Source organism: Streptomyces sp. NPDC048473 (assembly GCF_043200155.1).
Lineage (GTDB): Bacteria > Actinomycetota > Actinomycetes > Streptomycetales > Streptomycetaceae > Streptomyces.
Genome location: NZ_JBICXE010000001.1, coordinates 41,933 through 59,937 on the forward strand (window position 1 = coordinate 41,933; position 18,005 = coordinate 59,937).

21 protein-coding genes are annotated in these 18,005 nt (G+C 70.4%); 9 read left to right on the forward strand and 12 right to left on the reverse strand.

Features of this window, described 5'->3' with window-relative positions:
- Positions 1 to 20: 20 nt before the first annotated feature.
- The 4 genes from ACGFU7_RS00210 to ACGFU7_RS00225 are packed head-to-tail and all read right to left on the reverse strand — an operon-like array spanning position 21 to position 4,225.
- Positions 21 to 1,256, reverse strand: a complete 1,236-nt coding sequence (locus tag ACGFU7_RS00210; RefSeq protein WP_393690747.1) for an amidohydrolase family protein — start codon at positions 1,254 to 1,256, stop codon at positions 21 to 23.
- Positions 1,256 to 2,533, reverse strand: a complete 1,278-nt coding sequence (locus tag ACGFU7_RS00215) for an amidohydrolase family protein (RefSeq protein WP_393690748.1) — start codon at positions 2,531 to 2,533, stop codon at positions 1,256 to 1,258. Before ACGFU7_RS00215 ends, ACGFU7_RS00210 begins: the two co-directional genes overlap by 1 nt.
- 10 nt (positions 2,534 to 2,543) lie before the next feature.
- Positions 2,544 to 3,428 (reverse strand): SDR family NAD(P)-dependent oxidoreductase, encoded by an 885-nt coding sequence (locus ACGFU7_RS00220; protein ID WP_393690750.1) that lies wholly within the window; start codon positions 3,426 to 3,428, stop codon positions 2,544 to 2,546.
- Complete coding sequence (locus ACGFU7_RS00225; RefSeq protein ID WP_393690752.1) at positions 3,425 to 4,225, reverse strand: acetoacetate decarboxylase family protein; 801 nt, start codon at positions 4,223 to 4,225, stop codon at positions 3,425 to 3,427. Before ACGFU7_RS00225 ends, ACGFU7_RS00220 begins: the two co-directional genes overlap by 4 nt.
- A 147-nt stretch (positions 4,226 to 4,372) precedes the next feature.
- Here ACGFU7_RS00225 and ACGFU7_RS00230 point away from each other — a divergent pair, with 147 nt between their 5' ends.
- From ACGFU7_RS00230 to ACGFU7_RS00255, 6 genes are all read left to right on the forward strand, one after another.
- Positions 4,373 to 5,047 carry a TetR/AcrR family transcriptional regulator gene (locus ACGFU7_RS00230; RefSeq protein WP_393690753.1) on the forward strand — a complete coding sequence of 225 codons (675 nt, stop codon included), beginning with the start codon at positions 4,373 to 4,375 and terminating at the stop codon, positions 5,045 to 5,047.
- Between the two features lie 29 nt (positions 5,048 to 5,076).
- On the forward strand, positions 5,077 to 6,075 hold the full coding sequence (locus ACGFU7_RS00235) for a DEDDh family exonuclease (protein WP_393690755.1): 999 nt from the start codon (positions 5,077 to 5,079) through the stop codon (positions 6,073 to 6,075).
- 64 nt (positions 6,076 to 6,139) lie between these two features.
- Complete coding sequence (locus ACGFU7_RS00240; protein WP_072482991.1) at positions 6,140 to 6,373, forward strand: hypothetical protein; 234 nt, start codon at positions 6,140 to 6,142, stop codon at positions 6,371 to 6,373.
- A 71-nt stretch (positions 6,374 to 6,444) separates the two neighbouring features.
- Positions 6,445 to 7,269 carry an SURF1 family protein gene (locus tag ACGFU7_RS00245; protein WP_393691789.1) on the forward strand — a complete coding sequence of 275 codons (825 nt, stop codon included), beginning with the start codon at positions 6,445 to 6,447 and terminating at the stop codon, positions 7,267 to 7,269.
- Between the two features lie 84 nt (positions 7,270 to 7,353).
- On the forward strand, positions 7,354 to 9,153 hold the full coding sequence (locus tag ACGFU7_RS00250) for a glycoside hydrolase family 15 protein (RefSeq protein ID WP_393690757.1): 1,800 nt from the start codon (positions 7,354 to 7,356) through the stop codon (positions 9,151 to 9,153).
- Between the two features lie 4 nt (positions 9,154 to 9,157).
- Positions 9,158 to 9,913, forward strand: coding sequence for an SDR family oxidoreductase (locus tag ACGFU7_RS00255; protein WP_393690759.1), 756 nt, complete (start codon positions 9,158 to 9,160; stop codon positions 9,911 to 9,913).
- An 83-nt stretch (positions 9,914 to 9,996) separates the two neighbouring features.
- On the opposite strand, the gene amaP is transcribed toward ACGFU7_RS00255, so the two are convergent.
- From amaP to ACGFU7_RS00280, 5 genes are read right to left on the reverse strand one after another with little or no spacing between them, the layout of a single operon-like run.
- On the reverse strand, positions 9,997 to 10,584 hold the full coding sequence (gene amaP / locus ACGFU7_RS00260; RefSeq protein WP_393690761.1) for an alkaline shock response membrane anchor protein AmaP: 588 nt from the start codon (positions 10,582 to 10,584) through the stop codon (positions 9,997 to 9,999).
- Complete coding sequence (locus ACGFU7_RS00265) at positions 10,581 to 11,267, reverse strand: DUF6286 domain-containing protein (RefSeq protein ID WP_393690763.1); 687 nt, start codon at positions 11,265 to 11,267, stop codon at positions 10,581 to 10,583. Before ACGFU7_RS00265 ends, amaP begins: the two co-directional genes overlap by 4 nt.
- Positions 11,264 to 11,617 carry a hypothetical protein gene (locus ACGFU7_RS00270; protein WP_393691791.1) on the reverse strand — a complete coding sequence of 118 codons (354 nt, stop codon included), beginning with the start codon at positions 11,615 to 11,617 and terminating at the stop codon, positions 11,264 to 11,266. The genes ACGFU7_RS00265 and ACGFU7_RS00270 overlap by 4 nt, the downstream gene beginning before the upstream one ends.
- A gap of 5 nt (positions 11,618 to 11,622) precedes the next feature.
- Positions 11,623 to 11,814 (reverse strand): hypothetical protein, encoded by a 192-nt coding sequence (locus ACGFU7_RS00275; RefSeq protein WP_327275937.1) that lies wholly within the window; start codon positions 11,812 to 11,814, stop codon positions 11,623 to 11,625.
- A gap of 32 nt (positions 11,815 to 11,846) precedes the next feature.
- The gene (locus ACGFU7_RS00280) at positions 11,847 to 12,320 is read right to left on the reverse strand and encodes an Asp23/Gls24 family envelope stress response protein (protein ID WP_393690765.1); all 474 of its coding nucleotides are present in this window, start codon (positions 12,318 to 12,320) and stop codon (positions 11,847 to 11,849) included.
- A 92-nt stretch (positions 12,321 to 12,412) separates the two neighbouring features.
- Here ACGFU7_RS00280 and ACGFU7_RS00285 point away from each other — a divergent pair, with 92 nt between their 5' ends.
- Entirely contained in the window at positions 12,413 to 13,114 is a 702-nt protein-coding gene (locus ACGFU7_RS00285) for a hypothetical protein (protein ID WP_393690767.1), read from the forward strand.
- 55 nt (positions 13,115 to 13,169) lie between these two features.
- On the opposite strand, the gene ACGFU7_RS00290 is transcribed toward ACGFU7_RS00285, so the two are convergent.
- The 3 genes from ACGFU7_RS00290 to ACGFU7_RS00300 form a co-directional block, all read right to left on the reverse strand.
- The gene (locus ACGFU7_RS00290) at positions 13,170 to 13,961 is read right to left on the reverse strand and encodes an enoyl-CoA hydratase/isomerase family protein (protein WP_393690769.1); all 792 of its coding nucleotides are present in this window, start codon (positions 13,959 to 13,961) and stop codon (positions 13,170 to 13,172) included.
- A gap of 151 nt (positions 13,962 to 14,112) precedes the next feature.
- Positions 14,113 to 14,334: a helix-turn-helix domain-containing protein gene (locus ACGFU7_RS00295; RefSeq protein WP_018518904.1), complete on the reverse strand. Its 222-nt coding sequence runs from the start codon at positions 14,332 to 14,334 to the stop codon at positions 14,113 to 14,115.
- Positions 14,335 to 14,675: 341 nt separating this feature from the next.
- Complete coding sequence (locus tag ACGFU7_RS00300) at positions 14,676 to 16,274, reverse strand: ABC-F family ATP-binding cassette domain-containing protein (protein WP_393690771.1); 1,599 nt, start codon at positions 16,272 to 16,274, stop codon at positions 14,676 to 14,678.
- A 272-nt stretch (positions 16,275 to 16,546) separates the two neighbouring features.
- Here ACGFU7_RS00300 and ACGFU7_RS00305 point away from each other — a divergent pair, with 272 nt between their 5' ends.
- Complete coding sequence (locus ACGFU7_RS00305; RefSeq protein ID WP_393690773.1) at positions 16,547 to 17,437, forward strand: neutral zinc metallopeptidase; 891 nt, start codon at positions 16,547 to 16,549, stop codon at positions 17,435 to 17,437.
- A 126-nt stretch (positions 17,438 to 17,563) separates the two neighbouring features.
- Positions 17,564 to 17,977 carry a VOC family protein gene (locus ACGFU7_RS00310; protein ID WP_393690775.1) on the forward strand — a complete coding sequence of 138 codons (414 nt, stop codon included), beginning with the start codon at positions 17,564 to 17,566 and terminating at the stop codon, positions 17,975 to 17,977.
- Positions 17,978 to 18,005: the final 28 nt, after the last annotated feature.

Consider the following 18,005-nt stretch of genomic DNA (forward strand, 5'->3'; position numbering starts at 1 on the left):
GATGGTCTCACTCCGCCCGGTCACCAGACGCGTACCGACCCGCCCGGTGCGAAGGCGGGACTGGTCGCGTCGGGCGGGACCTCCTTCAGTGGCTCGGCGATCTCCTCGACCGTCGGGCCGACCTCGGCCGCGATGCGGTCGAGCGCCGCCAGGTCGAAGCCGTAGACGCGCGCGGCGTTGCCGCCGGCCATCGCCGCGATCTCCTCGGGCGGCAGTCCCGCGTACGCGATCCGCAGACCCTCCCGTGAGTACGGGGCGGTGCCCTCGTCGTGCGGGTAGTCGCTGCCCCACATGATCTTGTCGAGGCCGATCCGGTCGCGCAGCGGCACCTCGTGGGGCCGCATGAAGCTGGCGCCGACGTAGCAGTTGTCGCGCCAGACCTCACCGGGGCTCGCGCCCATCGAAGCGGCGAGCCCCGCACCGAATTTGGATTCGGCGGTGGCTGCCCGGGTCGCCGCCGCGACCAGCCGTCCGTGGTAGTAGTCCAGCATCTCCACGACGCCCGGGATCCAGCCGGAGCCCTGTTCGGTGAGGACCAGTTTCAGTCCGGGGTGGCGGCGGAACGCTCCGCCGAAGATCAGGTGCCACAGCGCCCGGTGCGAGAACCAGGTCGTCTCCACCATGAAGACGGCGCGGGCCGCCGGTTCGTCGCCGAGCGGTGGGGAGGCCGAGCCGCCGTGGTGGTTCACCGGTACGTCCAGCTCCTCGCAGACCGCCCACAGCGGGTCGTACACCTGCGAGTACAGCTCCGGGATGCCGGAGCCGGGCGGGGCGCCGGGCAGCAGGATGCCGCCGGTCAGGCCCGCGTCCTTGGTGCGGCGGATCTCGCGTACGGCCTCCTCGGGATCGTTGAGGAGGATCTGCGCGACGCCCGCGCGCCGGCCCGGCACCTGCCCGCAGAAGTCGGCGAGCCAGCGGTTGTGGGCGCGCAGGCCGGCCCAGCGCTGTTCGTACTCCGCCTGCGACGGCGCGGGCGCCATCAGGGAGGCTGAGGGGAAGAAGGGCGGGATGGTGTTGGGGAAGACGACCTCCGCGACGATGCCGTCCGCCTCCAGCTCCGCGACGCGGCGTGCGGAGTTCCAGTTGCGGTCGGCGGTGTCGGCGAGGAGGTCCTCGTACGGATTGACGTACGTCGCCGCCCACGCGTCGAAGTCGTCGTGGTACTTCGTCTCCAGGTAGGGCTTGTAGTCGAGGAGATCGGCTCCGGCGTGGCAGTCGGCGGAGATGACGGTGTACCGGTCCGTGTGCCGGCCCATCACTGGACCCCCAGGACCGGGAAGTCGTGGTCGGTCAGCCAGTGCCGGCCCACTTCGCGCGACCTGGCCCAGGACGCCTCGACGGCCGTCTGGTCGGAGCTCTGGCCCAGGTCCTCGGGTGTGGGGCCGATCCGCCGGGCGATCGGGGCGAGCTTCGCCGTGTCGAAACCGAACACCTCGGCCGCGGCGAGACCCAGCATGCGGCGGGTCTCGGTGACGGGGATGTCGTGGAAGGTGTTGCGCAGCCAGTTCGCGGTGTTCGGCCAGGTGCCTTCGGGGTGCGGGAAGTCGCTGCCCCACAGGATGTTGTCGACGCCGATCTCGTACCGCTGGGCGAGCTCGCGGCGTTTGGTGTTGGTGGCGCAGATGAAGACCTGGCGGTCGAGGTACTCGTGCGGCGGGCGCTTCAGTTCGGCGAACGGGGAGAGTTTCTTCCCGCCGTGGGCGCCGAGGTAGAGCCGGTCCATGAACCAGAGGAGGTTCGGCAGCCACCAGCAGCCTGACTCGGCGACGCCGAACTTCAGCCCGGGGTGGCGTTCGAAGGCGCCCGACCAGAGCAGGAACCAGAGCGGGCGGGACGGCCACCAGGTGACCTCGGAGACGTAGATCCCGAGGTGGTCGCCGTACTCGTGGCGCGGGGCCGCCCCGGAGTGGGTGACGACCGGCATGGCCGTCTCGGCGGCGGCCGCCCACACGGGGTCGTAACGGCGGTCGTGGTACGGGGCCTTGTCCACCCACATGGAGGGGATCATGAGCGCACCGAGTCCGGATTCCTTCGCCCGGTGAATCTCCGCGACGACCCGGTCGACCTCGCCGGTGACGGGCAACAGGGCGACCCCGCAGTGGCGTTCGGGGTTCTGCGAGACGAAGTCGGCGAGCCAGCGGTTGTGGGCCTGCGCACCCGCCATGCCCAGTTCCGGGTCCTGGTCGCCGGAGAGCCCGAGGCCCACACCGAACGGGGCGGCGGTCCGGCTGTCGACGGCGTCCGCGTCGGGGAAGACGACCTCGGCCGCCACCCCGTCACCGTCCAGTTCCTTCAGGCGCCGGGCGGCGTCCCAACCACCCTTCAGCCCTTCCTCGTTGTCGTGGAACCACTTGTCGGCGAAGGCCTCGTTGCGTACACCGAGGCGGGTCATCTCCTCGCGGCGGCGGTCGCGCCCGGCGAGGAAGTCGTCGAAGTCCCGGTGGAAGCGGGGGTCGAGATAGGGCCGGTACTCCTCGGTGGGCAGCCCGGCGTGGCAGTCGGAGGAGATGATCAGGTACGGGTCGTCGGTCATCGCTCGCTCCTCAGTCGAGTATGAAGCTCTCCAGGTACGACGGGTTGGCCCGGTCGAGCATCGACTGCGACCTGGCGCGGATCTGCCGGTCGCTGTGCTCGCTGTCCGGCAGCATCCAGAAGCGGTCGGCGCGTATCCCGTCCACGACTGTCCCCGCGACGTCCTCCACGGGGGTGAACTCGACCTCGTGGCCCGCCGCCCTCATGGCGGACTCCCACTGGTCGAGGCTGCGGTACGGGGTCCTGCGCGGGCGCTCCTTGGCGTACCGTTCCGGCCGGTTGCGGTGCGACTCCCACAGTCCGGTACGGAGCATGTGCGGGCCGGGGAAGAGCACCGAGGCGCCGACCGAGGCGCCCTCCGCCTTCAGATGTGCGTACAGCGACTCGGTCATCGTGACGACGGCGGACTTGGTGACCGCGTACACGGAGGCGGTCGGCAGCGGGGCGATCCCGCCGTCGCCGGACGAGGTGTTGACGACATGGCCGGGGCCGCCGTCCGCGATCATGCGCGGCACGAAGGCCTGGATGCCGTGGAAGACACCCCACACATTGACGGCGAAGGCCCACTTCCAGTCGTTCGGCTCGTGCTCCCACATCCGGCCCTCGGCCCCGGAGCCGACACCGGCGTTGTTGCACAGCACATGCACGGCGCCGAAGGTGTCGTACGCGGCTTCGGCCAGGGCCTGTACGGATTCCCGCTCGCTGACGTCGACGGCCCTGGCCAGCACCTGCGCACCGTCCTGGCGCAATTCGCCCGCCGCCTTGTCGAGCGCGCCCTCCTCCACATCGGCGAGGACGATCTTCAGCCCCTCGGCCGCGAACCTGCGTGCCATCGCGAGGCCGATGCCGCTCGCGGCGCCGGTGACGACGGCGACCTGGCCTTCCTCCAGTCTCATCGGACGCTCCCTTCCGGCGGTCCGTCGTGGATCTGCTGCGGGTCGTCGTAGCGCTGGTGGATGTACGGCAGCAGCGCCTCGGCGCTCACCCGCTCCACGGCCCTGCCCTGCTGGTCGCTGGTCTTCTCGCCGATGGTGAGGTCGATCAGCCGGCGTACGGGGAGGTCGGCCACCGGGTCGTACACCGACTCGCGCAGCACCACATCGCCCGAGATCCGCTCCAGTCTGCGGACCTTCTCGTGGCGGGTGCAGTGGATCAGGACGGGGTCGGAGTCGAAGCCCTCGCCGTCCACGGCGGGCAGGAATTTGAAGTAGAAGTCGAGTTTGGCCGTCGGTTCGGGCAGCGGGAGCGGTCCGCTGACCGCGCCGCGCACCTCGACGAACGCGATGCCGTGCCGGGCGAGCACGGCCCGGACGACGAGGCCGTCGCGTTCGACGGTCACCTCGCCGAGCTTCTTCGGTTCGCCGAACACCTCACGGCCGCCGATCAGCGCCCGTTCATGGGTCATCGGCATGACGAGCGGATACCAGCCCTCGTGGCCGTCGTGGACGGCGGCGACGGCGACGGAGCCCGCACCGAGTGGGTAGCCGGGGAGTTCGACCGTGCTGATGTTGGCCCGGACCAGCGGGCGCTGGGCGGGTTTGAGGGGCGGCGGGAGGACGGCCGCCACCGCGTCGGGGTCGCTCTCCCAGAGAGCCACCACACCGGTGGACCAGATGTCGGGGAGTGTGGAGCGGGCCGCGCGGGCTGCCGCGATCTCGGCCTCGGTGCGCGCGCCGTACCGTACACGTGCCATGCCGTACCACCCTTCGGTCGTCCGTGAATCGGTTCTCCGTGTCTCGGTGTCTCGGTTCTCCGTGCCAGTTCTGTAACACAGTTACACCGACGCCGATGAAGGGTAAATAGGCATGCACGTAACGGAGTCCGAGAATCAAGGAGCGCTGTGGCGCGATCGTCACTGACCCGCGAAGAGGTCCTGGACACGGCCGCCGCCCTGGTGAAACGGCACGGCCCGCAGGCCCTCACCATGCGCGCTCTCGCCGCCGGACTGGGCACCGCGGTCACGTCGATCTACTGGCACGTCGGCAATCGCGAATCGCTGCTGGACGCGCTCGTCGAGCGCACCGTGCAGGATATGGGCACCCTCCGCCCGGCCGGCCGGACCCCGGCGGCCCGTATCGTCTCCGTCGCCCGCGGCCTGCGCCGCGAACTGCGGGCCCGGCCGCATCTGATCGCGATGGTCCATGAACGAGGGCTCACCGAGCGGATGTTCCTCCCCGCGCAACAGGCCCTCGTCCACGAGGTGCACGCCGCGGGGCTGCGCGGGGCGCGGGCGGCCGCCGCGGTGCGGGCGGTGCAGTTCCAGACCGTCGGCTTCCTGCTCGTCGAGCGCAACCGGGAGCGGTCCCCCGTCCAGTCCCCCGGCGAGGGCGATCTGTGGGCCGCGTCCACCGCGGACGACGACCCGGCACTGGCCCGCGCACTGGCCCGGCCCGCCGACCCGGACCGGCTGTTCGCGGATTCCGTACGGGCCCTGGTGGAGGGGCTGCTGGCCGGCCCCGTACAACAGGGGTCGCGCCGCGGAACCAGCGCGCAGGGGCGGGAGACGGCCGAATAGGAGACTGTCAGTCGCGGCCCGTATTCTCTGTGACCATGCTCGACGACCGCCAGACCGCAGCACCGTGGCCGACCGCCTACCCGCAGGGGTACGCGGTCGTCGACGTGGAGACCACCGGACTCGCACGGGACGACCGGATAGTGTCCGCTGCCGTCTACCGCCTGGACGCGCAGGGCAATGTCGAGGACCACTGGTACACCCTCGTCAACCCTCAGCGTGATCCCGGCCCTGTCTGGATCCACGGACTGACCAGCGATGTCCTCGAAGGCGCCCCGCTCTTCCCGGAGGTCGCCACCCAGCTCTCCGAACGGCTCGCGAACCGCGTGCTCGTCGCGCACAACGCGGCTTTCGACTGGTCGATGCTGGCCCGGGAGTACGCACGGGCCTCGGTCACCGCTCCCGTCGAGCAGCGGCTGTGCACCATCGCGCTCTCCAAGGAGCTGCGGCTGCCGCTGCCCAACCACAAGCTGGAGTCGCTGGCCGCGCACTTCGGAGTCGTGCAGCAGCGCGCCCACCACGCCCTGGACGACGCCCGGGTGCTGGCCGAGGCGTTCCGGCCGAGTCTGCATGCGGCGGCGCGGGGCGGGGTGCGGCTGCCGTTGCTGGAGTGCCGGCCGCTGACCGAATGGTCGGACTCCCCGGTCACACCACGGGTCGGCTACCAGGCTTCGTACGGTCAGAACAGCTGGCGTCCCTCGCGCAAGCGTCCGGCGTGCCCGTATCCGAACCCTGGACGGTACGAGAAGGACAAACCTCTCATGCAGGGCATGCGGGTGGCGTTCTCCGGGGACACCTCCATCGACCGCGAGCTGCTGGAGGACCGGGCCGTGGAGGCCGGACTGCATGTGGCGACCAGTGTGTCCCGGCTGACCAGTCTGCTCGTCACCAATGACCCGGACTCGGTGACGTCGAAGACGGTGAAGGCGAAGTCGTTCGGCACACCGGTCCTGGACGAGAGCGCATTCACCCATCTGCTGCGCGATGTGGCACCGGCGTCGGCACGGGCAGCCGCGCCGTCATCGGAGTGAACCGGGGGCGACTCGCCCGCCCGCCGCTCGCCCGCCGCCGCCCTTGCGTCCCACCCTGTGGCGCATGGCACGTTGCGAGGTTTGCGGAAACGACTACGGCATGTCCTTCGAGGTGCACGCGCAGGGCGCGGTGCACGTCTTCGACTGCTTCTCCTGCGCCATTCACCGCATGGCACCCATCTGTGAACACTGCAGGGTCCAGATCATCGGCCAGGGCGTCGAGGTCGACGGGCACTGGTTCTGCGGCGGTCACTGCGCCCGCGCCGAGGGGAAGGTGGGCATCATCGACAAAGTCTGATCACCGGCGGCCGCGCCCCCTTCCCCCACCCCTCCGCGATGCACCCCATGACGCAGTTGTACCGTCATGGGGTGTACCGCTTCCTGTTGACCCGGCAGTGGCTGATCCTCGCCCTCCTCTCCCTCGTCCTGATTCCCACGATGGTCGAGCTGGGCTTCTGGCAGCTGCACCGGCATGAGCACAAGGTCGCGCAGAACTCTCTGATCTCCCGCAACCTCAAGGCAAAACCGGTTCCGGTCGCCTCGCTCACCTCCCCGGGTCACACGGTCCCGCGCTCCGACTACTGGCGAGCGGTGACGGCCACGGGCACGTACGACACCGCGCACGAGGTGGTCGTACGCCGCAGGACCTCCACCGACGGCCGGATCGGCGTCCATGTACTGATCCCGCTCGACCTCAAGGGCGGCGGAACGGTCCTGGTGAACCGTGGCTGGGTGCCCTCCGCCGACAGCCAGCGCGCCTTCCCCGACGTACCGGCCGTACCCAAGGGCGAAGTGACCGTCACCGGGCGGCTCGAGGCCGACGAGACGACGAGCGCCAGCGGCATCAAGGACATCTCGGATCTGCCGGACCGCCAGGTGATGCTGATCAACAGCGCCCAGGAGGCCAAGCGGCTCTCCCGGCCGGTGCTCGGCGGCTACATCGAGCAGACCGGACCCGAGCCGTCCGGCGACTCCCCGGAACTGATCGCGGCCCCCGACGACAGCTCGATCGGCCCGCACATGGCGTACGCCGTGCAGTGGTGGCTGTTCGCCGCCGGTGTCCCGGTCGGCTTCGTGGTCCTCGCCCGCAGGGAGAAGCGCGACCGGGTGGAGGCGGCGGCCAAGGCGGCCGCCGGGGAGCAGGATGCCTCCGAGCCGGAGCAGCCGGAGCAACCGGAACCCGCGACGGCCTGACACTGTCTCCGCCCGGGTGTCGGCGTGACCCCCATCTCTCGTGGGACTGCTTAACGAGGCCCAGGTGCGGGAACACGCCAGAACGTGACCCCACGCATCGAGGACTATGCCCTCATCGGCGATCTGCAGACAGCCGCCCTGGTCGGCAGGAACGGTTCTGTCGACTGGCTCTGTCTGCCCCGCTTCGACTCGGGCGCCTGTTTCGCGGCCCTGCTCGGCGACGAGGACAACGGCCACTGGCGGATCGCCCCGAAGGGCGCCGACACCTGCACCCGGCGCAGCTATGCGGGTGACTCCCTCGTCCTGGAGACGTTCTGGGAGACCCGTACCGGCACGGTCAAGGTCATCGACTTCATGCCGCAGCGCGACCAGGAACCCGATGTCATGCGGATCATCGAGGGCATCAGCGGCACCGTCGACATGAGCTCCGTGATCCGGCTGCGCTTCGACTTCGGCTCGGTCGTGCCGTGGGTGCGCCGCTCGCAGGGCCACCGGGTGGCGGTCGCCGGGCCGGACTCGACCTGGCTGCGCAGCGAGCCACCGGTCAAGACATGGGGCCAGCAGTTCTCCACCCGCTCGTCGTTCACCGTCTCCGCGGGCGAAAAGGTGGCGTTCGTCATGACCTGGCACCCCTCGCACTCACCCCGCCCCGATCTCGTCGATCCGTTCGAGGCGTTGAAGAACACCCTGTCCGACTGGGCCGAGTGGTCCGCGCGGTGCAAGTACCGGGGCCCGTACCGGGAGGCGGTGATCCGTTCGCTGATCACGCTGAAGGCGCTCACCTTCGGCCCGACGGGCGGCATCGTGGCGGCTCCCACCACCTCGCTGCCCGAGGAGATCGGCGGCGTACGGAACTGGGACTACCGCTTCTGTTGGCTGCGGGACTCCACACTGTCCCTCGGCGCCCTCATCTCGGCCGGCTATCTGGAGGAGGCCGCCGCCTGGCGGGACTGGCTGCTGCGGGCCGTCGCCGGGGACCCGGCCGACCTGCAGATCATGTACGGCCTGGCGGGCGAGCGCAGGCTGCCCGAGTCGGAGCTGCCGTGGCTGCGCGGATACGAGAACTCCAGCCCGGTCCGGATCGGCAACGCCGCGGTCCACCAGCGTCAGCTCGATGTGTACGGGGAAGTCATCGACTCGCTGCGGCTCGCGCGCGAGGCGGGCCTGGACGACAAGCCGCACGCCTGGAATCTGCAGCTCAGCCTGCTCGGCTTCCTGGAGTCCACCTGGCGCGAGCCGGACGAGGGGCTGTGGGAGATCCGCGGCCAGCGCCGCCACTTCGTGCACTCCAAGGTGATGGCCTGGGTCGCCGCCGACCGTGCTGTGCGCACCCTGGAGAAGAACCCCTCGCTGGCCGGCGACGCCGACCGGTGGCGGGCGATGCGGGACGCCGTGCACCGGGAGGTGTGCGAGAAGGGGTTCGACCCGGTACGGAACACCTTCACGCAGTCCTACGGCTCCCGGAATCTGGACGCTGCGACGCTGCTGATCGCCCGGACCGGTTTCCTGCCGCCGGACGATCCCCGGATGGTCGGGACGGTCGACGCCGTCCGGGAGGAACTGGGCAGCGGCTGCCTGGTCCGCCGCTACAGCACGGACGGCGCCTCGATCGACGGGCTGCCCGGCAGTGAGGGGGCCTTTCTGGCGTGCTCGTTCTGGCTGGCCGACGCCCTGCTCCTGACCGGGCGCGCCGAGGAGGCCAGAGATCTCTTCGAGCAGCTCCTGGCACTCCGTAACGATGTGGGACTGCTCGCCGAGGAGTACGACACCGTCGAGCACCGGCAGCTCGGCAACTTTCCGCAGGCGTTCAGCCACATCGGACTGGTGGGCACCGCCATGGCACTGGCCGGGGAGGACACGCTGGAGGGCGACGCGGCAGGATAGGGCCATGGATCTTGGACTGAAGGACCGTGTGTACATCGTCACCGGAGCGACCCGGGGGCTGGGCAACGCCACGGCGCGGGCGCTGGCCGACGACGGCGCGAGGGTGATCATCACCGGCCGGGACGAGAAGCGCGCCGAGGCGGCCGCCGCCGAACTGGGGCCGGACTCCGTCGGCCTCGCCGCCGACAATGCCGACCCCGCCTCCGCGCAGCGTCTCGTGGACAGCGCGCACGAGCGGTTCGGACGGCTCGACGGCATTCTCATCAGCGTCGGCGGACCGGCGCCCGGCTTCGTCGCCGACAACACCGACGAGCAGTGGCAGTCGGCCTTCGAGTCGGTGTTCCTGGGCGCGGTACGCCTCGCCAGGGCCGCGGCGGCCAGGCTCGGCGAGGGCGGTGTCATCGGCTTCGTGCTCTCCGGCTCCGTGTACGAGCCGATCGCCGGGCTGACGATCTCCAACGGTCTGCGCCCCGGCCTGGCCGGTTTCGCCAAGTCCCTGGCCGACGAGCTCGGCCCCCGGGGCATCCGCGTGGTGGGCGTGCTGCCGGGCCGGATCGGCACGGACCGGATGCGCGAACTGGATGCGCTCTCGGGCGATGCGGAAGCCTCTCGTGCGGCCAATGCGGCAGGTATTCCGTTGCGGCGCTACGGCACACCGGAGGAGTTCGGCAGGACCGCGGCGTTCCTGCTCTCGCCCGCGGCGTCGTATCTGACGGGCATCATGCTGCCGGTGGACGGCGGCTCCCGGCACGGCTTCTGAACGGGCCCGCTCTGTTCTCGATCGCCGGACGGGTTCGATTCCTCAAGCCCGTCCGGCGATCGAGGACACCACGGCAACGGCCGTCAACTCACCCTTTCCGCACGGTGCTTGACCGCCCTCAACCGCACCTCGGCCGGCAGCTCGGCCAGCCCCGCCGAATCCCGCGCATGGGCCAGCGCCTCGTCGGTGAGGCGGCCCAGCGCCTCGTCCGGCGCCGCGTGCGGCTCCATCAGCAGGCGGATCCTGGCGTGCGGCGAACTGCGCCGGCCGGTCAGCACGACCTGGGCGCGGGCCACTCCGTCCAAGGTGCCCGCCTCATCGGCGAGCACCCCCTCCAGGGCCCGGCCCCGCAGCAGCGCACCCTCGCCGTCGCCGCTGTCGACCAGCACCTCGGCGAGGCGGGCGCGGCGCAGCTGGGCCAGCAGCCACCACAGGGCGAGGACGACCACGACGGCCAGGACCGCGATCACCGTCGGCCACCACCAGCCCTCGCCGCGCCAGCGGTCCCGGTCGGCCTCGCTGAGGAGCACATCGCCCTTGCCGTACCAGGGCCACCAGGACGGAACGGAGAGGCCGAGCCCGGCGGCGAGCACCGCACCACCGCCGCAGATCAGCACCAGCCCGGCCAGGCCGAGCAGTACCCGGTTGACGGTCCTGAGCAACGGGCTCACCCCTTCTTCGCGGGACGGCGGACATGTACGGACAGGCTCGGCGGCCTGGCCAGGCCCAGTTCCTTGATCCCGGTCCCGAGCACGGTGTCCAGATCGGCCCGTACGTCGTCGAGTTCACGGAAGTGCGACACCGCGCGCACCCCGACCTTGCCGCGGCCCATCCGGACCCGTACCGACTGCACACCGGACACCTCGATGGCCCGGTCGCGCAGGACCAGTGCGGCCGCGGCCCGGTCGAGGCCGGCCCGTACGCCGGGGAGGTCGCGGCGCATCGGCAGCAGGTCGCGGAGTCCGGGGGTGACGGCGAGCACGAGCAGCCACAGGCCGATCGCCATGGCGGCCGCCGTGCCGGCCAGCACCCAGACGTTGTCCAGTGGCCGGCCGGCGAGTTCGCCGGCCAGCGTGCGGCGCCACTGCATCGCCGGGTGGTCGGCCCGTACCGCCGCCACGTCGTAGAGCAGCAGACCGGTGCCGCCGAGGATCACCAGGGCGAGGACCGCCGCGGGGATGCGGCGCGCGGACCAGAAACGGCCCGCCCTGCCGCCGCTCTCCTGCTGCGCGGGCACCGGGTCGTAGGCGGCGGACGAGGCGGACTGGTCGAGTTCGAGCACGGCCCCCTGGTCGACGGGCCGGGTGGTGGGCAGCCGTTGCGTACGGTGTTCCGGGTCGTGGGGCTCGGTCATCGGATCCTCCCCTGTGCCGCGATGCTCGCTCCCGACGGATGCAGGCGCTCGACCTGTACGGCAACCTCGGGCACTTCCATCCCCGCCAACGCCTTTACCCGCTCGGCGACATGCCGACGCACCCCGCCGCACTGGCGGCCGATGTCGGAGGGGTATCCGAGCTCCAGACTCACCCGGACCCGGGCGGTGTCGCGGTGCACCGTGACCGTGGCGCGCGGCGAGGCGCCTTCCTTCGGCGGCTCGTCGATCGCCTCCTTCGCCGCCTGTGCGGCGATCTTCGCGACCACCCGGTCGGCGATCCGGGTCTCCCCGCGCTCACCGGCGGCGACCCGGCCGCTCACCCCCGACAACGCCGTCACCGCCGTCGGTCGCCGCGCTCGCGACTCCGGAAGAAGTCGCCGGGCTCCAGGTCACCTTCCAGGAAGCGACCGACGATGAAGCCGATCGCCCCCAACGCGGCCACCAGCAGAAAGGCCCCGAATCCGCCGAAGTACCCGGCGAATCCGAGCGCCATGCCGGCCACCATGCCGACCACAGCCATGTTCATCCTGCGCTCCTCAACTGCCTCGGTCAGGAGGCCTACTGGAGACGTGGCTCGGGCTGGTCCTCGTCGTCGGCCTCGTCGGGCAGCTTCACATCGCTTACCGCGATATTGACCTCGACGACTTCGAGGCCGGTCATACGCTCGACCGCCGCGATCACGTTCTCCCGTACGTCACGGGCGACATCGATGATCGACACGCCGTAGTCGACGACGATCTCCAAGTCGAGTGCGGTCTGTGATTCGCCGACTTCCGCCTTCACGCCACGGGTGACGGACTTGCCGCCACCGGGTACCCGGTCGCGCACCGCTCCGAACGTACGCGAGAAGCCACTGCCCATCGCATGGACGCCGACCACGTCACGTGCCGCCATGCCCGCGATCTTCTCGACCACGCCGTCGGCGATGGTCGTACGGCCACGGGTTGCGGGGTCTCCCCCGCCGCGCTTGGTGACCAGGCTCGATTCCTTGTCGGGGCTCTCGGGACGGTTCCGCTGTGGGGTGTCGGTCATCGCCACTCTTCCCTTCGGGTCGGGTTGGACCTCGTTGCCCACATTAGGTGCGCTTGCCCCGTCTCGCGCCGTGGATGCGGCAGGCTGGGGAAATGACGACGGCTGACAGCCCGCACAGGGCCGACGGATGGACGGCAGCGGTTCGGCAACGGCTCGGCCTCGGCCGGCTGCTTCCGCTGGGCGGTCCGGCGGACGGGGTCTGGATCGCGGAGCGGGCCGCGGCCCGGGTGCTGCGCGACGCGGTGGGCGGGCCGGGACCAGGGCCGGTGCTCGGGGAGCTCAGGATCTCTGTGGCTGATCCGGACCGGGCCCCGGACTCGGAGGTGGAACCGCCGCCGAGTGCGCTGCCGCCGGGGCCGCTGCGGATCGAGGCGACCATGTCGGCGATGTCCGGCCGGCCGCTGCCCGCCGCTGCCGCGACGCTGCGCTCGGCGCTGCTGACGGCGGCCGGGCACCGGCTCGGTCTGGTGGTCGCCGAGGTGGATCTCCGGGTTACGGAGCTGCTGGACACACCACCCGAACGGCGGGCGCCCGCACCGGACGAAGTGCTCTCGGTGAGGCCGGAGGGGGTGGCGGGGGTCGCTGCCGCCGGTGTACCGGGGGTCGTGACACTGACCCGGGTACTGGGCAACGCGGTGCACACGGACCCGGGTCGGGTACGGGTCGAGCTGGCGACGGACTCGGGCCACCGGGCGCTCGATGTGGCACGTGCGGTGCGGGGCGCGGTGGCGGATGCGGTGGAGGGGCGTCCCTCGGTCGCGGTGCTGATCACAGCGGTGGTGGAGCAGGACTGACCAGCGGGCGGGCCTGAGGATCGAGCCCGCCCGGCGATCGGGGGGCACAGCCCTCTCAGTCGGTGATGCCCGCCAGGTCGCGCAGACGGCGGCCCTGCGCGGCACGTTCGGCGACGCGCTGCTCCTCGTAACCACGGGAGACGGCACCGCTCAGCAGCGCCTTGGTCTCCACGACCGCGTCGCGCGGGGCGGCCAGCAGTGCGCCGGCCAGGTCGCGGGCTGCGGCGTCCAGCTCGTCGGCGGGGACCACGAGGTTGGCCAGACCGGTGCGCTCGGCCTCCTCGGCGTGCACGAAGCGGCCCGTGGCGCAGATTTCGAGCGCGCGGGCGTACCCCACCAGGTTGACCAGGGGGTGTGTGCCGGTGAGGTCGGGGACCAGACCGAGGCTGGTCTCGCGCATGGCGAACTGCACGTCCTCGGCGACGATCCGCAGATCGCAGGCGAGGGCGAGCTGGAAGCCTGCACCGATCGCATGCCCCTGGACGGCCGCGATCGACACGATGTCGTTGCGGCGCCACCAGGTGAACGCCTCCTGGTACTCGGCGATGGTCGCGTCGAGCTCGGCCTCCGGGCCGCGCGCCATGTCGAGGAAGGACGGCTCACCGTCGAACCCCTCGGGGGTGAACGCCTGCCGGTCGAGGCCCGCGGAGAAGGACATGCCCTCGCCGCGGAGCACAACGACCCGCACATTGCCCGGCAGTGCCCGTCCGGCCTCTGTCAACGCCCGCCACAGAGCGGGGGACTGAGCGTTGCGCTTGGCCGGATTGGTGAGGGTCACCGTGGCAACCGCGTCATCGACGGTGAGTCGTACGCCGTCCTTGTCGAGCACAGAGTCGAGCGAGGTCATGGGGCGCCTCCGGATCGGATCAGTCAGCATTTCGAGCTAAGTGACTGAACAGTAACCACCCGACCGACATCACAATCGACCGGGTGGCCACCACCGAAACCGGTGAGCCCCGGGACGGGTCGGACGACCTGCCCCGATCCGCCGAAGGCCGTCAGGCCGTGGCGGCCTTCTTGCCTCGTGTCGCTCCGCCGCGTCCTCGCAGCGTGACTCCGGACTCACTGAGCATCCGGTGGACGAATCCGTAGGAGCGGCCGGTCTCTTCGGCCAACGCCCGGATGCTCGCACCGGAGTCGTACTTCTTCTTCAGGTCTGCCGCGAGCTTGTCGCGCGCGGCGCCGGTAACCCGGCTGCCCTTCTTCAGAGTCTCGGCCACCCGTGCCTCCTCATGGGAAGTGCGCTCTGGACTCTCATGATCACCCCTCGAAGGCTTCCTGGCCACCCATTCGGCAAGGTCCGTGCAACCGGATTCCCGCCCGGAGAACGGGCCCACACGACCGGAATCCTGCATTCCGCGGGACTGTGGGGGCGGCTGGGGACAAGCTCGGGATGAACCGCCAGGTCAGGGCCACACGGGGATTGCGGCCCCAAATGGGTGCGCCCGGCAGGTATCTGCCGGGCGCCGCGCCGAGGTACGAGACGTACTCACGCAGATGATGGATCACGCGTAGGCCGAATGATCCAGACGAAGTGGATCAGACGGTGACGGGGCCGGGATCAGGCCAGCGCGACCAGGTCCCGGTAGTCCGCGCCCCACAAGTCCTCGACCCCGTCCGGCAGCAGGATGATCCGCTCCGGCTGGAGCGCCTCGACCGCCCCCTCGTCGTGCGTGACGAGGACGACCGCGCCCTTGTACGTGCGCAGCGCGCCGAGGATCTCCTCGCGGCTGGCCGGGTCGAGGTTGTTCGTCGGCTCGTCCAGGAGCAGCACATTGGCGGAGGAGACCACCAGGGTCGCCAGCGCGAGACGGGTCTTCTCACCGCCGGAGAGCACCCCGGCGGGCTTGTCGACGTCGTCGCCGGAGAAGAGGAACGAGCCCAGCGTCTTGCGGACCTCGACGAGATCGAGGTCCGGGGCGGCGGAGCGCATGTTCTCCAGGACGGAGCGCTCCGGGTCGAGGGTCTCGTGCTCCTGGGCGTAGTAGCCGAGCTTGAGTCCGTGGCCCTCGATGACCTCGCCGGTGTCCGGCTTCTCGGCGCCGCCGAGGAGCCGGAGCAGGGTGGTCTTGCCCGCACCGTTGAGGCCGAGGATGACGACGCGGGAGCCCTTGTCGATGGCGAGATCCACATCGGTGAAGATTTCGAGCGAGCCGTATGACTTGGAAAGACCCTCCGCCATCAGGGGGGTCTTGCCGCACGGCGAGGGCTCGGGGAAGCGCAGCTTGGCGACCTTGTCGGAGACCCGGACGGCCTCCAGACCGGAGAGCAGCCGCTCGGCGCGCTTGGCCATGTTCTGCGCGGCGACGGTCTTGGTGGCCTTGGCGCGCATCTTGTCGGCCTGCGAGTTGAGGGCCGCGGCCTTCTTCTCGGCGTTCTGCCGCTCGCGCTTGCGGCGCTTCTCGTCGGCCTCGCGCTGCTGCTGGTAGAGCTTCCAGCCCATGTTGTAGACGTCGATCTGCGAACGGTTGGCGTCGAGGTAGAAGACCTTGTTGACGACCGTCTCGACGAGCTCGACATCGTGGGAGATCACGATGAAGCCGCCGCGGTAGGTCTTGAGGTAGTCGCGCAGCCAGACGATCGAGTCGGCGTCGAGGTGGTTCGTCGGCTCGTCGAGCAGCAGGATGTCGGCGTCCGAGAACAGGATGCGGGCCAGCTCGACGCGGCGGCGCTGACCGCCGGAGAGCGTATGGAGCGGCTGTCCGAGCACCCGGTCGGGCAGGCTGAGCGCGGCGGCGATGGTGGCGGCCTCGGCCTCGGCGGCGTAACCGCCCTTGGTGAGGAACTCCGTCTCCAGGCGCTCGTACTTCTTCATCGCCTTCTCGCGGGTGGCACCCTTGCCGTTCGCCATCCGCTCCTCGTTCTCCCGCATCTTGCGCAGGATCTCGTCGAGACCGCGGGCGGAGAGGATGCGGTCGCGGGCGAGTACGTCGAGGTCGCCGGTGCGCGGGTCCTGCGGGAGGTAGCCGACCTCGCCGGAGCGGGTGATGGTGCCGCCGGCGGGGTTGCCCTCGCCCGCGAGGCACTTGGTGAGGGTGGTCTTGCCCGCTCCGTTGCGGCCGACGAGGCCGATGCGGTCACCCCTGGCGATACGGAAGGAGGCGGACTCGATGAGGATGCGGGCGCCGGCGCGCAGCTCGATGCCGGAAGCGGTGATCACGGTAAAACTCCAGGGCGGTATGGACGGCGGACGGGACGAGTACAGAGTTCGACTCGACGCCGTTACTCATGCACAAGGAGAATTGCCATACGGGTCATTCTACTGGCGGTGTGCAACTGCTTTTCCGCATGCGCTCACGGCACTTGCCGAAAACTCGCTCAGCGCTGCCGCTCCACTCCACCGCGCGACGAAAAAGGGCATTGCAGTGTGAACTACCCAATACTCGGCGGAGGTGGTGAGCCCACCACGGCCGGAGCAGAGGGTGGTGCCCCATGCAGTTCGACGACGACGCCGATCTGGACACGTCCGAGGTCCAGGATGTGCGCGGCAGCCGTATCCCCGGCGGCAAGGCCACCGTGGGCGGCGGCATCGCCGGTCTCATCGCCCTGATCCTGGGGCTGCTCTTCGGCGTCGGCCCCGATCAGCTCGGCCTGTCGTCCGGCGGCTCGGGCACGACGGCGACCGCGTCCTCGGCGGCGCAGGTGCAGCAGTCCTGCCGGACCGGACAGGACGCGAACACCAGGGACGACTGCCGGACCGTCGCGGTGGTCAACAGCGTGCAGGACTACTGGACGCAGGAGTTCCGGCGACGCGGCGGGACATACACGGATGCGCCGACGGTCCTGTTCACCGACCGGGTCGGCACCGCATGCGGCTCGGCGACCTCGGCGGTCGGACCGTTCTACTGCCCGGGTGACCGGAAGGTCTATCTGGACCTGGGTTTCTTCGACGAGCTGCGGACGAAGTTCGGCTCCAGCGGTGGCCCGTTCGCCCAGGCGTACGTCGTCGCCCATGAGTACGGGCACCATGTGCAGGACCTGATGGGGACGCTGAGCCGCGCGCAGGACAGCCGGACCGGCGCGAACAGCAATGCGGTCAAGGTGGAACTGCAGGCGGACTGTTACGCCGGGGTCTGGGCGCATCACGCGACGACCACGCCCGACGAACTGACCGGGCGGCCGCTGATCACCTCCCTGACACAGGCGGACATCCGGGACGGGCTCGACGCGGCGGCCGCGGTCGGCGACGACCGGATCCAGGAGAAGTTCCAGGGCCGGGTCACGCCGGAGTCCTGGACACACGGCTCGGCCGCGCAGCGGCAGCAGTGGTTCACCACCGGCTTCCGCAGCGGCGACATGGCCGACTGCAACACCTTCCGCTGAGCCGGGCCATTGCAGTTTGACCGTCCGAGCCGGGCCTCTTGAGCCGAGCCGTTGTCAGTAGCCGGTGGAAGACTGAGACGCAGATCACAGAATTGGGTCACGGGAGTACGAAAAGGGGTGAGCGCAATGGCAGGCGCACCGGCCGGCGTTCCGACGATCTATCCGACGATTCTGTACGACGACGCGAAGGCCGCGATCAGGACGCTGACGGAGGGCCTCGGCTTCACCGAGGAAGCGGTGTACGAGGGCGAGAACGGCACGGTGCTCCATGCGGAGCTGTCCTGCGGCAACGGCAGGGTGATGCTGGGCTCCAAGGGCCGCGAGGGTGCCTTCGCCAAGGCGATGCAGGGCGCGGGCCCGGCCGGTGTCTACGTCGTGGTGGACGAGGTCGATGCGCACCACGCCCGGGCCGTGGAGCACGGGGTGGAGATCCTGATGCCGCCCACGGACCAGGACTACGGCTCGCGCGACTACATGGCGCGGGACGGGGAGGGCAATGTGTGGACCTTCGGGACATACGCACCGGGGTCGGCGGACTGACGGCCGGACGGGCTTGAAGACAAGCCCG

What these genes read in the sequence shown, in the direction of transcription:
- ACGFU7_RS00210 (WP_393690747.1), bottom strand. Translation starts at nt 1,256, where the DNA reads ATGGGCCGGCACACGGACCGGTACACCGTCATCTCCGCCGACTGCCAC.
- ACGFU7_RS00215 (WP_393690748.1), bottom strand. Translation starts at nt 2,533, where the DNA reads ATGACCGACGACCCGTACCTGATCATCTCCTCCGACTGCCACGCCGGG.
- ACGFU7_RS00220 (WP_393690750.1), bottom strand. Translation starts at nt 3,428, where the DNA reads ATGAGACTGGAGGAAGGCCAGGTCGCCGTCGTCACCGGCGCCGCGAGC.
- ACGFU7_RS00225 (WP_393690752.1), bottom strand. Translation starts at nt 4,225, where the DNA reads ATGGCACGTGTACGGTACGGCGCGCGCACCGAGGCCGAGATCGCGGCA.
- ACGFU7_RS00240 (WP_072482991.1), top strand. Translation starts at nt 6,140, where the DNA reads ATGGCACGTTGCGAGGTTTGCGGAAACGACTACGGCATGTCCTTCGAG.
- ACGFU7_RS00255 (WP_393690759.1), top strand. Translation starts at nt 9,158, where the DNA reads ATGGATCTTGGACTGAAGGACCGTGTGTACATCGTCACCGGAGCGACC.
- ACGFU7_RS00265 (WP_393690763.1), bottom strand. Translation starts at nt 11,267, where the DNA reads ATGACCGAGCCCCACGACCCGGAACACCGTACGCAACGGCTGCCCACC.
- ACGFU7_RS00275 (WP_327275937.1), bottom strand. Translation starts at nt 11,814, where the DNA reads ATGAACATGGCTGTGGTCGGCATGGTGGCCGGCATGGCGCTCGGATTC.
- ACGFU7_RS00280 (WP_393690765.1), bottom strand. Translation starts at nt 12,320, where the DNA reads ATGACCGACACCCCACAGCGGAACCGTCCCGAGAGCCCCGACAAGGAA.
- ACGFU7_RS00285 (WP_393690767.1), top strand. Translation starts at nt 12,413, where the DNA reads ATGACGACGGCTGACAGCCCGCACAGGGCCGACGGATGGACGGCAGCG.
- ACGFU7_RS00290 (WP_393690769.1), bottom strand. Translation starts at nt 13,961, where the DNA reads ATGACCTCGCTCGACTCTGTGCTCGACAAGGACGGCGTACGACTCACC.
- ACGFU7_RS00305 (WP_393690773.1), top strand. Translation starts at nt 16,547, where the DNA reads ATGCAGTTCGACGACGACGCCGATCTGGACACGTCCGAGGTCCAGGAT.
- ACGFU7_RS00310 (WP_393690775.1), top strand. Translation starts at nt 17,564, where the DNA reads ATGGCAGGCGCACCGGCCGGCGTTCCGACGATCTATCCGACGATTCTG.